10 protein-coding genes are annotated in these 13,342 nt (G+C 47.2%); 5 read left to right on the forward strand and 5 right to left on the reverse strand.

Translation table 11 applies throughout. The features are described 5' to 3' along the window. Positions 1–116: 116 nt before the first annotated feature. A complete protein-coding gene (locus FMR86_RS07190; RefSeq protein ID WP_163350416.1) occupies positions 117–1,127 on the forward strand; it encodes a hypothetical protein in 1,011 nt (336 codons plus the stop codon). Here FMR86_RS07190 and FMR86_RS07195 read toward each other — a convergent pair. The 5 genes from FMR86_RS07195 to FMR86_RS07215 form a co-directional block, all read right to left on the reverse strand. Beyond that, positions 1,124–1,735 carry a hypothetical protein gene (locus FMR86_RS07195; RefSeq protein ID WP_163350417.1) on the reverse strand — a complete coding sequence of 204 codons (612 nt, stop codon included), beginning with the start codon at positions 1,733–1,735 and terminating at the stop codon, positions 1,124–1,126. The two genes, FMR86_RS07190 and FMR86_RS07195, sit on opposite strands and share 4 nt — an antisense overlap. A gap of 116 nt (positions 1,736–1,851) precedes the next feature. Further along, a complete protein-coding gene (locus FMR86_RS07200; protein ID WP_163350418.1) occupies positions 1,852–3,384 on the reverse strand; it encodes an ATP-binding protein in 1,533 nt (510 codons plus the stop codon). 243 nt (positions 3,385–3,627) lie between these two features. Then, positions 3,628–5,754, reverse strand: coding sequence for a ferrous iron transport protein B (feoB, locus tag FMR86_RS07205; RefSeq protein WP_163350419.1), 2,127 nt, complete (start codon positions 5,752–5,754; stop codon positions 3,628–3,630). A 2-nt stretch (positions 5,755–5,756) separates the two neighbouring features. Next, entirely contained in the window at positions 5,757–5,993 is a 237-nt protein-coding gene (locus FMR86_RS07210) for a FeoA family protein (RefSeq protein ID WP_163350420.1), read from the reverse strand. Positions 5,994–6,123: 130 nt separating this feature from the next. Then, positions 6,124–6,657 carry a hypothetical protein gene (locus FMR86_RS07215; protein WP_163350421.1) on the reverse strand — a complete coding sequence of 178 codons (534 nt, stop codon included), beginning with the start codon at positions 6,655–6,657 and terminating at the stop codon, positions 6,124–6,126. A gap of 345 nt (positions 6,658–7,002) precedes the next feature. Between FMR86_RS07215 and FMR86_RS07220 the strand changes: the two genes are divergently transcribed. The 4 genes from FMR86_RS07220 (at position 7,003) to FMR86_RS07235 (ending at position 13,259) form a co-directional block, all read left to right on the forward strand. Beyond that, positions 7,003–8,514 carry an MFS transporter gene (locus tag FMR86_RS07220; RefSeq protein WP_203544807.1) on the forward strand — a complete coding sequence of 504 codons (1,512 nt, stop codon included), beginning with the start codon at positions 7,003–7,005 and terminating at the stop codon, positions 8,512–8,514. A 227-nt stretch (positions 8,515–8,741) separates the two neighbouring features. Further along, entirely contained in the window at positions 8,742–9,305 is a 564-nt protein-coding gene (locus tag FMR86_RS07225; protein ID WP_163350422.1) for a type I restriction enzyme HsdR N-terminal domain-containing protein, read from the forward strand. 204 nt (positions 9,306–9,509) lie between these two features. Beyond that, positions 9,510–11,810 (forward strand): Orn/Lys/Arg decarboxylase N-terminal domain-containing protein, encoded by a 2,301-nt coding sequence (locus FMR86_RS07230; protein ID WP_163350423.1) that lies wholly within the window; start codon positions 9,510–9,512, stop codon positions 11,808–11,810. A gap of 36 nt (positions 11,811–11,846) precedes the next feature. Beyond that, the gene (locus tag FMR86_RS07235) at positions 11,847–13,259 is read left to right on the forward strand and encodes an amino acid permease (protein WP_163350424.1); all 1,413 of its coding nucleotides are present in this window, start codon (positions 11,847–11,849) and stop codon (positions 13,257–13,259) included. Positions 13,260–13,342 lie beyond the last annotated feature (83 nt).

The raw sequence follows: 13,342 nt of genomic DNA on the forward strand, positions 1-13,342 counted from the left end.
AAGATAGGGGGAGCTTTTTTTGGGTGTGATATTGTATTTGATTTTATTTTATTTTTAGTTGAATGTGTTTTCTTATTAATTTTGCATATACAATATTTTAGTAATGGGTTTGGAATATGTTTTCATGGATTAATGATAATAAAAAATGGTTGTTTTCAGGGATTGGTGCATCTTTAATTTGGTTTGTCGTTTCGTTTTTTTCGAAGGGATGTAGCCATGAGGTCGTTGTAGAGAATGCTGGGGCTAAGCCTGTAATGCCCATTGTGAAAGTAGTGCATAAGAATGCTACTGAAGATAAAAAAAAAGCGATTTATGTAAAAAAACTTGAGGAAGAATATGTTAAATTATTTGATGCGTATACCAAGTTTTTTCTAGGAAGTTTAAAACCAAGTGCTCCTGAGGAAGTTATTAGCGATAAGCTAGTTGAGGAAGTTGCGTGGGATATCTTTTGGCCCAGTATAGATCATGTCTATCTAGCTATTATGCCATATAATTATGCTTCGTTATTTCGAGAACAGTTAGGGTTTTATTACTACCGTGAGGTACTTAAATCTCCTAAGGACAATTTTTATGTCGGCTGGGAGTCTTATAGAGACGAGAGAAATCCGATTGATAATATATATTATCAAATTGGAGATGAAATAGAACAAAGTCTTAGAGAATATTTTTCTGATCCAAAATTGCTTGAATCTTTTTATCATAGGAAAAAAGTATTTATTATTAAGGCAATTGAGGAAAGAGTATCTGTTCGTAATAAATCTGCAATGCATGTATTGCTGGGAGATATTGTGAACGCGTTAGATGCTTTTCTAAAAAAAGAAAATCTAGATCAATTTAAAGAGTTTTTGAAGAAGGAAGCTGAATGGAGGGTCTTGTATGATAGCATCCAAGAGAAGAAGGACCGGAGTGGTGGCTCGCAAATTGAAAAGGACGAAATTCTTGAGGCTGAAAATAGACTAGAAAAGGTGCGAGAAGAAATGAACCAAATGCAAGTGTTTTTAGACAAGCAATCTAAAAATTATAAAGCCTATGCCTTCGCATACCGCAGGCACATGGAAGGTGGTGACGGATTAGTAAAAAAATACATCGAACTAGTTACCGATGTGCGTAATTCTTTATTTAATTAATCCTCCCGCAGTTCCAGCAGCATGTCGATTGGAAATCCCATAAAACGATATTCGCCCCGGATCATGCCCAGTTCAGATGCGAAGGTGAAAACCTTTGTTGTTGGGGAATAGCTGCCTTCCATCACTTCGACACGCAGAGTTCGTCTTTTTTTGCCTAGGATGACCTCTTCGCTTTCGTCTATTATTCTGCTTGTGTATTTCTTTTTTTTCGGTTTGTGTTCTTTTTTATAATCCGGGTCATTCATTGCAAGGTCTATGGTCACTCCTTCTTCTGTATTTGGGGAAATTTCTTTGTAGATTATCTTTGTCTCTACCGCCTGCTGGGTATAGCGGGTGATCAGTTCATTGTTTTTGATAGGAAGAGAAGTGAATCCTTCCGGTAATTCAGTGGGAGCTTTCTTTGCCTTGGGATCTACCGGAAATGGCGGGGGAGGAAAAATAAGTCTTTCTTCCATGGTATATACGCCGTCTGCAGAAATTCCGAGACAGGTGCGTTTTGTGACCGCGCCTCCGGGATTGTCCAGAGTAATCGTTTCGCCCGGTGCCGGCCCGATGAACATTTCCGGCGTAAGGTCATCACTGATGCGTACATAATTGTATTTGCTCAATATGAATATTAATATCAGTAACGCACAGGATATGGCTGTTTGTTTCTTGGTAAGTTTTTGAGGAAGTAGTTGTTTCATAATTGTGTATTTTGTTCAGCAATGGAAGAGGACAGATATTATGCCCCTTCTTGCCCAGCCGCCGGAATCCTGACTTCAATAACCGACCCGTCCCGCGAGCTTTCTTTAACAACGATAGTGCCGCCATGCTGCTGGATAATGCCGTAAGCAACGGAAAGCCCCAGCCCGGAATGGGTTTCTTTACTTTTGGTGCTGAAAAAAGGGTCGAAGACAAACGGCAGGTCTTCATGGCTGATTCCGGAGCCGTTATCCCGGAAACAGATTTCGATGTTGTTTGCTGCATGGTTGAAGTCGGTGCTGACTTCAATGATCCCTTCCGAAAGGTCGTATCTTGCGCAGATCGCATCACGGGCGTTGCTTATGATGTTTAAAAATACCTGCTCAAGCTCATTCTCATTGCCTTTTATTGCGGGCAACTGCTCGTGATAGTCGGTTTGCAGTTTTATTTTATGGGAATCCAGCTGTTGTTTTAGCAGCGTAAAGGATGACCCGACCACTTGATTCACCTTCAGCTGGCGTTTGGCTGAATCCGTTTGCAGGGAAAATTGTTTGAGGTGGTTTACAACATGGGTGATCTGTTGTGCTTTATTTTCTATTACTTCTGTAGATTCTTTCAGTCCGTAACTTTCGTCCAGAATGGAAATTTCCCTGCGCATGGTTTGAACATATGTGTTGATTTCTGAGAGAGGGCGGTTGATTTCGTGAGCAAGCCCGGCGGACAGCTGCCCTATGGATGCCAGCTTGGATGATTGAATCAGTTGCGATTGAGTGTCTGTCAGATCTCGGGTCATTCTTTTCAGGCTTCGTGTCAGCTGTCCTATTTCCCCGTCGCCTTCTTCAAATTTTACTGAGTAATCTCCACGACCGATATTATCCATCGCGTTCAGCAGGCCGGTTATGGGCCGGTAGATGGAGCGGTATGCAAGACCGGTAGCAAATAGGATGTTTGCCAGTAACAGGCCCAGTGTTGTTATGCCCTGTATCTGGAACATGGTGAAAGTTTCGGTTAATGATGCGTATACATCGTCGATCTCTTCCTGTTCATCATCAATCTGTTTGTCGATTGATTCACGTAATTGGTCATCGTAAATAGGTTCTACTTTTTCTTCGATCAGCCTGATTGATTCTTTTACGTCACCGTTGTGGGCATGGGAAAGAGCCAGTTCTGCTATTTGTATAAGTTCAGTGAGCTGGTTCTTGATTTTATTGAAAACCCGATTCTCTTGTGCTTCTTCTTCGTATTCGTCACTGCCTATCCTTTCTATGTAACTGATCTCTTCATTAATTGTCTTTTGAAGTGTGTGTAATGATTTTTCAAGTGATTTACGGGCTTCATGGAATTCGTTAAATTCACTTATGTGTTGCAACAAAATGTAATCGGATACTTCTTTAAGCATCCGGTTGGTGGTTGCTTTGACCCTTTTTAACAAGCGCAGTTGTTGTTGGGCATAGATTACGCGTTTGTTCTCCATTTGCAGTGAAGTCGCGGTGTAGATGGTTATTCCGCCCATAAAAATGCTGACTGCGAGAATGGATCCAAAAGCAATAATTAAATATTTTTTTATACTCATCGCTATCTGGTAGTTTGCTGAGTTGTGGTAAAAATACGGTTTATAAGTTTAAGTGCGTTAATTGAAGTATCATATAATTAAAAAGTGAGCACTTCTTTCGGGTGTAAATGAATTTTGTCGAAATGGATAATTATATCAGTATGTTGATTAGAATGCAAAAAAGCGGAGACCTTTTTGGGAGGCCTCCGCTTTAAAGAATGCTACGGAAATGTCTGGCGGGTACTTTCCGTTAGCTTCCGGCAGTTACAAATTTAAAGGTTTTAATTGCGGCTCGTGCTCTACTTCACGTGTTCCCAGATATTTGAGGGTCGCATAGATGCCACCGAGAATAGCGAGTGCAACTCCCATGTAAACAACGTTTCTACCTTCAGCAATCTGGTAGAACAGGGTAGCCACTGACCAGCCCAATGCGGTGCAGTACATAGCCATCACTGCAGAGTAGAATCCGCCCATTTCCTGTCTGGTGGCCCCGATTACAGCGAGGCAGGGGAAGTACATAAGTACGAAGAGCAGGTAGGCGAAAGCGGAGTAGACAGTGAAGTTGGCTGCAAGGTGTTTGTAGACAGATACGTCGGCACCGATTTCTTCGGACACAGTGGCACTGTCTTCGCTGATCAGTCCGATTCCGAGCAGGTCCACGGAAGTGATCGCGCCCACAAGGCCGTCAATCACGGTCCCGAATGCCTCATTCACAGTTCCGCTTATGTCGAGTCCTGCTTCTTCTGCGGTTGCTGCTTCGGCTTCAGGGGCAGAAGCGGTTGCGTCCATGGAGGAGTAGAGGGAGTTTACTGTGCCCACAATTGCTTCCTTGGCGAAAAGTCCGGTGAACAGGGCAACGGATGCTGGCCAGTTCTCTTCCTTGATGCCCATGGGTTCGAAAATCGGGGAGATGGATTTTCCGGCAATAGAGAGTACGGAGTTCTGGGAATCTTCATTGCCAAAGGTCAGTCTGCCGTTATCAATACCCACGGAGTTGAGCATGGAGAGCACGAATACAGCTGTTACAACAATCACCCCGGCGCGTTTAACAAAACCCTTCATGCGCAGCCATGCACTTTTGAATACCGCACCGGCTCTGGGAATGTGATAAAGGGGCAGGTCCATCACAAAGTGTGAAGCGGAGCCTTTGAAGAGGGTGTTTTTAAGCAGGAATCCGGTGAAAATAGCCATGGCAAGGCCGGACAGGTAGATAAGGAATACCGCCAGACCGGAATATGCTCCGAACAGGGCCACGCAGAACAGGGCGTACACAGGCAGACGTGCACCGCAGGACATGAACGGGGCCATGAAAATGGTCATGAAACGGTCGCGTTTGGAGGTCAGGGTTCTGGCAGCCATTACTGCGGGTACTGTGCAGCCGAAGCCCACAACCATGGGGATGAATGCAGAGCCGGGCAAGCCTATTTTGCGCATGAAGCGGTCGGCAACAACAGCAACGCGGGCCATGTAACCGAAGTCTTCAAGGATAGCCAGCGCAAGGAACATGAAGAATACCACCGGGATGAAGGTGGCTACGGTCTGGATACCGGCACCGATGCCGCCGAGGGGTACGCTGATCCATTCCGGAGCACCGATTCCTGCCAGCAGTTCTGCAGGGATATCAATGAAAAAAAGTCCGGCCATGATATCGAAAAAGTCGATGAATACAGAACCGAGTCCAATGGCGAACCAGAAGGTCAGGAACATGGAAACAAGGAATACGGGGATTGCCGCAAACTTGTTCATGACAATGTTATCCACCCGGTTGGTGAAGTTCTGGCTGCGGTCTTTCTTCTCTTTGAGTACTTTGCTGTAAATGGTGTCGATATAGTTGTATTTTTCAACTGTATCCATCACTTCCTGACGGGTGGGGTGGGAGTCGTGGTCCGGAAGATTCTGCGTAGCGTCAGAGAGAGCCTGCGCAGCTTTTGTGACAGAATTCTTATCAACCGCAATGACCGGTATTACCGGAATGTCCAGTTCCTTACTTAGTTTATCCACGTCGATATCCAGACCTTCGTTTTCCGCAACATCAAGCATGTTGAGCAGGATAACGATCTGGTCTGTGCGTTCTTTGAGGTCCATGGTCAGGAAGAGGTTGCGGGAAAGGTTGGTGGCGTCGACCACATTGACGATCAGGTCGTATTCGCCGCTGCGGATAACGCGTTCTGCAACCTTCTGATCCTCTGTGTCCGGGCTGAGATTGTAGGTGCCGGGCAAGTCTACAAGTTCGACTTTGGTGCCGGACATGGAGAATGTTCCTTCGATCTTTTCTACTGTAACACCGGGCCAGTTGCCGACTTTCTGTCGTGCCCCGGTGAGTGCATTGAAGAGGGTGGTTTTACCGCAGTTGGGTACGCCTGCGATGGCGATTCTATCTATTTTATGCATGGTTAAACTTCCTCTACTTTGATCTGGTCAGCTTCATTTTTGCGCAGGGCCACACGGCTGCCGCGGATTTCAAAGATCATGGGGTCAGAAATTTTGATGGGAGCGAGTGCGATGCGGGTGCCTTCGATGAATCCCATTTTGCGAAGTTTATGTGCATAGTCTGAAGTTTCGCTTTCAAACCCGAGCACAGCGTAGGTGCGTCCTTCAAGTATCTTGGAAAGATTTATATTTTTAGTCATTTGTGTCTCCGTATTGTAATGACTGTTTAGTTTTTGCGATTGAGTTAGAAGTTGATAATCAACGTCAATTGAATTTCTGACTAAACAAGTGTGAAATATGAGTCAAGAAGAAAATGAAATTAATTTTCAATTAAAAAATTGAGGGCGGGGAAAGGTCAGAAGAGCTTAAGATGATCCATTTTATATGGTATGATGATGAAAGGTCGGAGTTTTTAAGGTATTGGACAGCTGACTCAAAACCGGGGCCATGGGCAGGATTGCAGGCGATAGCATTTGTAATAGAATCAGCGCAGGTCTCCATATGTTCCCGGATTTCGTCCGCAGGGATAAGGTTATCCAGAAAATGAAAGTGTAAATTGCCTGTGTCGCAATGCCATTCGTAGTGTTCCACAACGGTATTGCAGGATTCAATCGGCCCCTCATGATGGTGGTGATGTTGAAGCGGGTGCTGTTCGTCGCTGTGCGCAGAATTATCAGAGTCATGTCCCCGCTGCTCGCAATGGCTTGTGCAGTGAAAGGAGATCGGAACCCCGAGATGACTGTGGGTGAAATATTCTTCTACTGATCCTACTGAACCATGGCAATGGGCGTGGCTGTCCGCATAGGGTGTCAGCAGGATAGCCGTTATGAGTGCCAGAATTGCACTGCGTATGAAGATATTCATTTTTGCCATGACTAGTTGAAAAAAAGATTGATAATCAAAATCGATTGATGTTTAGCTTTTCAAATATAAGTGAGTCAAGGAGAAAATGAAAATTGTTCTCAGTTAAGAGGGCACGCCTTGCGAAAGAATTTTAAAACAACTATTATGTATAGCGAATGCATGACTCATAGGGAGTTGTGCTTCAAGGATAGAGAAGGGTGGGCGACCTGATTGGCAGGTCGTCCTCCCTTCTTTTTTTATACTGTTTATTTCGTCACTTTCCCGCCATGCAGCGACATAATTCATTATGTAATCCTTAGCGTTAAGGACAAACAAGCGTTCATTATGTTATTGGAAGGCGAACATATGAATTTTTATCGGGGAGAAGGCCGTATGGCTGTTGTTGATGAATCCGGCGAAGTTGCTGCCAGATCTGTGCAGGATTACATAGATGAGACTCCTTATTGGGCAGACGGCACTGTTGCGCCCTCTTCGCCCATGACTGTTATGCAGTGGAGAATCTGGTTTCTTGCTTCAGCTGGTAAATTTTTTGAGGGCATGGTTGTGTTCATGACCGGGGTGGCCCTGCCGCTCATCGTGAGTGAATTCAATCTCGGAGCCATGGAAAAGGGTACGGTCAGTGCCGCAACCCTGTTCGGAATTCTTATTGGTGCTACAGTGCTCGGCGGTCTGGCCGACCATTACGGTCGTAAGAAGATGTTTATTGTGGAGATGGTTCTTTTTGTGGCCTGTCTGGTGGCATTGGTATTCAGCCCCAACTATATTTTTCTGGTAATTTTTCTTTTCGGCATGGGACTGGCTCTGGGGTGTGACTACCCTACAGCGCATATGGTTATTTCCGAGTCCATCCCCAGTACGGATCGCGGGCGGTTGGTGCTGAGTGCTTTTGCATTTCAGGCAGTCGGTGCCCTTGTGGGGACTGCCATCGGGTATCTTATCCTGTATAAAGCCCCGGAACTGAGTGCATGGAGATACATGTACGGGGCGGCCATTATTCCGGCTATTCTTGTGGTCGTGGGCAGGTTTTATATTCCTGACAGCAGTCACTGGCTGGTTGCCAAGGGCCGGATCAAGGAAGCGGAAGAGGCCCTCCATTCGCTGCTGTACCGTGAACCTCATTATCCCAAGGTCATCAAGATCGCCCCACCTGTTGAAAACGGAAACGGTGGAGACAAAGAGGAAAGCAAAGGCACTTATGCCGATCTTTTCAAAGGTAAGAGCTTCCGGGCTACCGTCCTCGCGTCTGTTCCGTGGTTCCTGCAGGATCTGGGAACATACGGGATCGGGATTTTTACCCCCACTATTCTGGCTTCTGTTCTCGGTGCCAAGGCTGTGCATGCCCGAAATGTGGCGGACCTGATTCATAATGATATGCTGGCAGCCAAGGGTGCGGCTTTCATTGATGTTCTCCTGCTTGTGGGAATCCTCGCCGCAGTATTGATGGCTGATAAAGTAGGGCGTATCAAGTTGCAGGTTGTGGGATTCATCGGTTGTGCCATCGGGCTGCTTCTGGCTTCTATGTCCATGACAATGGACCCCGATTCCTCCATGTCCATAACCCTGCTTTTCAGTGGATTCATGCTCTTCAGTTTTATGACCAACATGGGTCCCAATGCCATCACCTATCTGCTGGCCGGGGAAGTCTTTCCCACTAAAATCAGGGGGAAGGGTGCAGGATTCGCGGCTTCGTTTGCCAAGGTCGGTGCGGTTGCAACGGCATTTTTCTTCCCGGTTCTGCTCAAGGATTTCGGAACCGGACCGATTCTGGGGTTTCTGGTGGTTTGTTCAATCATCGGGGCAATTGTGACCTGGATGTTTCGTATTGAAACCAGCGGGGTCAATCTGGAAGATTTGTAAATTTTCCCTCACCTCCTTCCACTAAAGCCTTGTTCCTGATTACAGGAGCAGGGCTTTTTCTTTTTTAATAACCCCTTGCACAACAGTCTTGTATGCTTATATAATTAGCAAATATATTAACAAAACCACGACGGTTCCCTTGTCAAAACGTTTTGGGATTCTTAAACCCTTTTGGAAAAGGGTTTAAGCCCCCGGAGGGACCGCCGGTAGGCCCGCCGGAGGCACATATGCATGAAACAAGTATGGGTGGAACATTGCGTGATTATTTAAGTGGCGAAGAAATTGAAGAGACCACTTACGAGGAATTCCGTCAGGCACTGGCAAAGCTGCTGGTGGAAGAATTGGGCTACCCCAAAGAGTCGCTCAAAGCCAAGATCGACCTCTGTTTTGAAATAGACGGCGAGGAAATGTGCCGCACTATAGACCTTGTTGTTTATGATAAAAACGACCAGCCGATCCTTATGGTCATGTTCTGCGCCGGGGATGTGGGCAGCTATGAACGTGAAGCTGTCTGTGCTGGGAAGCTTTTTCAGGGCGGTCCGGTTCCTTACGTGGTCATTTCAGACTCCATGGACGCTTTCCTGCTTGATGCCGTTTCCGGCAAGACTCTGGCCCACGGCATGAAGTCTGTACCGAACTGGGACGAGCTGCTCAAGATGACCGCCGATTACAAGCGCGAACCGCTCCCGGCAGAAAAGCGGACCAAGATTGAACGCATTTTTTATACCTACACCGGATTCCTGCAGGGCACCTGCTGCAGTGATTCCTGTTCCCTGCCGCCTAAGAAGTAGGGGGATAATCTGAAGAGCTAAAAACATAGCCTAACAGCATCATAAAACCCGTTCCAGTTCATATAAAACTGGAGCGGGTTTTTTGTTTGAAAAAAGATATCTGTCTTAATTTAATCTGTGTAGCAATTTACAGATAAATCTTGTACCAGAAATAAAGATGTAACTACCTTTAAAAATAATCACGCTAATTAAGGAGTACGCAGTATGAAGATAACCAAACATATGTGGCCTGTTTTGATTGTTTCTGCTCAATTTGAATCCAATACGGGCGAAGGCCGCAGACTGCGGAATCTGGAGAATGAGTTGCTTACGGAACAGGAGTGCTCGGTATGCCCTTCCCACAGTTATGAGGATGCCATGGAAATTTTCATCTCCCGTGCAGATATCGGTGCAGTGGTAATTGACTGGGATATCCGTTTTGAAAAGGATGATGAAAAAGAAGCTCCTGAACATCTGGTCAATGCCATCCGTAAAAGAAATAAGAATATTCCCATTTTTCTGCTCACCGAGCGGATACCCATGGAGGATATTTCCACCAAGATTCTAGGGCAGATTAATGAATGCCTCTGGAAAAGTGCTGAAACAGCTGAATTTCTGGCCGGACGTATTGAAACTCATCTGGTTGAATATGTCCGTTCTGTCTTTCCGGTCTTTTTCGGGGAGATGGTCAAATACTCAGAAGCCTACAAATACGCATGGCACACCCCCGGACACATGGGCGGGGAAGGATTCCTCAAAAGCCCGGCCGGGGTGGCAATGCATAAATTCTACGGCGAGAACGTGTTCCGTTCCGACCTTTCCATCTCCGTTCCCGAACTTGGCTCGCTGCTGGATCATAGCGGGGTAGTCGGTGATGCTGAAAACAATTCCGCCCGTGCTTTCGGAGCAGACCATACCTTCTACGTCCTTAACGGAACCTCAAATGTCAACCAGATTATCTGGCGCAGCCAGCTGGTGCGGGACGACATCGCCTTTGTGGACCGCAACTGCCATAAATCCCTCAATTACGCTATGGTCATCACCGATGCCTATCCCATCTATATGGTGCCCAGACGAAATAAGCGCGGCATAATCGGTCCCTGCCGTCTGTCAGAATTTTCCGAGGAAACAATCCAGTCCAAGGTCCGTGAAAACAAGCTCATTCCCGAAGAATTGAAAAAGCAGAGCATACGCATGTCCGCTCTCACCAACTCCACCTATGACGGAGTCTGCTACAACGTCATCAACATCAAAAAGCAGCTCCAGAAGAGCGTGGACAACCTTCATTTTGATGAAGCGTGGTATGCTTATGCCCGTTTTCATCCCATGTATAAGGATCATTTCGGTATGGCTGATGATGACCGCAATGAACATCATCCGCCTATTTTCTGCTCCCATTCCACTCATAAGCTGCTGACCGCTTTTTCACAGGCTTCCATGCTTCATGTGCGTGATGGCAGCGATGTGAAGATTGACCGCGATGAGCTTAATGAATCTTACATGATGCACGGGTCCACTTCCCCGCAATACAGCATGATCGCCTCTCTCGATGTGGCCACCAAAATGATGCAGGACAGCGGTGAAGTGCTCATGCACGATACCATGATCGAGGCAGTGAATCTGCGAAAGAAAGTTTCCATGATCGCCAGTGAAATGAATGAACAGGACAGCTGGTTCTTTGAAATGTGGCAGCCGGAAAAAGTACTCGTGGGCAAGGGGTATAAGAAGTTTGAGGATGTTCCCACTGAATACCTTTGCACCCACCAGCATCCGTGGGTCTTTTCCGCCGAAGACAACTGGCACGGCTTCGAAGACATGGAAGATGAATACGCCATGCTCGATCCCATTAAACTGACTTTTACCACCCCCGGTCTCAACCATGACGGAACCATGGAAGATGAAGGTATTCCGGCTTCCATTGTTACCGACTACCTGATCAACCATGGTATCGTCTGCGAAAAAACCGATTACTATTCCTTCCTGATGCTCAATTCCGTGGGTACCAACAAGGCCAAGCAGGGCTCGCTGCTGGCCGGGCTGCTCAAGTTCAAGGAAGTTTACGACGCCAACCAGCCCCTTGATATGGTACTGCCCGATCTGGTCAAAGCATACCCGGAAACTTATTCAGGAGTAGGCGTAAAGGATCACTGCAACGCCATTCACAATTACTACAAAGAGCACAAGCTGCTTGATAAAATGCAGGCCGCTTTTCAGGTTATCCCGGATCAGGCCATCAAGCCTTCCGAAGCCTACCATGCCGTGGTCCGCAAGAATGTGGAATACGTGGAACTCTCCGAAATGCAGGACCGCATCCCGGCTGTAATGGTTGTTCCCTATCCTCCGGGCATCCCGGTAATTATGGGCGGGGAAATCCTTAACGACAAAGCACGGCCCATCTTTGATTACCTCACAGCCCGTCAGGATTTCGAAAATGTATTCCCCGGATATGAAAGCGATATCCATGGCGTGGAACGTGTTGAACGGGACGGTAAGAAGTTCTTTAAAACCATGTGCCTGAAGAAATAATTTGATTGGGACAGTATCAATAAACCGGAGGGCCGTATGACAGATTCAGGCTCCAAGCAGAAATTATCAGTTTTTACGCTGATGATGATCAACGTGGCGGCGATTCTGTCGTTACGCGCCCTGCCGGGACTGGCGGAATACGGCTGGGGATTGATATTCTATCTGGCACTGGGATCGCTGAGTTTCTTTATTCCGTCGGCACTTGTTTCTGCGGAACTTGCCTCCGGCTGGGATGATGAGGGCGGCGTGTATCTCTGGGTCAAAGAGGCTTTCGGTCCCAAATGGGGCTTTGTGGCTATTTTCATGCAGTGGGTTGAAAACCTGCCGTGGTTTCCGGCGGTGCTTGCTTTTGCGGCATCGGCCATTGCTTACATTTTCGACCCCCAGCTTGCGGAAAACAAATGGTTCATTGTGGGGGTTATTCAGGTGAGCCTGTGGCTGGCGACCTTTTTGAATTTCCGGGACATGAAACTCTCGGCATTCTTCAGTTCGTCAGGAGCCATCATCGGAACAATTGTTCCCGGCATGCTGATCATTGTGCTCGGAATAGACCATGTCCTTTCCGGCGGTACGGTTCAGATTCCCTTTAGCCCCGCAGCGCTCATGCCTGATATCGAGAGCCTGCAGGACCTCATGCTGCTGGCAGCCATGCTGATCTCATTTACGGGCATGGAAATGTCAGCGGTGCATGTGAATGAGGTCCGCAACCCGTCGGTTAACTATCCCAAGGCTATTTTTGCGGCCAGCGTTCTGATTATCTCCCTTTCCGCGCTGGGATCACTGGCCATTGCCATGGTCGTCCCGGCGGACGGGGTCAGCCTCAGTGCCGGGGTTTGCCAGGCTTTCGACAAGCTGTTCCAGATTCATAAGATGGAATTCATGACCCCGGTCATCTGCCTTTTAATGGCTTACGGCGCTTTGACCATGGTCATCACCTGGATGGTCGGTCCTTCCAAGGGTATCCGTGAGGTCGCCCGCGAGGGTTATTTGCCGAAACGTTGGCAGAAAACCAATAAATTCGGCATCCCCACCAATATCCTGATTATCCAGAGCGGTCTTTCGGCACTGGTCTCCTGCGCTATCCTGTTTATGCCCACCGTATCCAGCGCGTTTATGCTTATGAGTGCGCTGGCGGTGCAGCTCTATCTGATCATGTACCTGCTCATGTTTGCTGCGGCCATCAGGCTGCGCTACACAAGGCCGGATGTGAAAAGGGGCTACACCATCCCCGGCGGCAAGGTCGGAATCTGGCTGGTCTCGGGGCTGGCCATTGTAACCTGTCTTTTTGTGTTTGCATTCGGTTTCATTCCGCCCAGAGCGGTCCTCGATGAAGGGCTCACCGCTTCGGTCGGCTACATAGGATTTTTAATCGCAGGTGTCAGCGTGTTCACCAGTGTTCCGCTCTTTTTTTACAACCGGGCAGTAAAAATGCACGCAGAATTAAAATGACAATTTAACAAACCCAACGGCGAAGCCCTATTAAAAAAGTTTGGGATTCTTAAACCCTTTTCAAAGGGTTTGAGGCCCCCGGC

The sequence above is a fragment of the Desulfovibrio sp. JC010 genome (assembly GCF_010470675.1).
Classification (GTDB): domain Bacteria; phylum Desulfobacterota; class Desulfovibrionia; order Desulfovibrionales; family Desulfovibrionaceae; genus Maridesulfovibrio.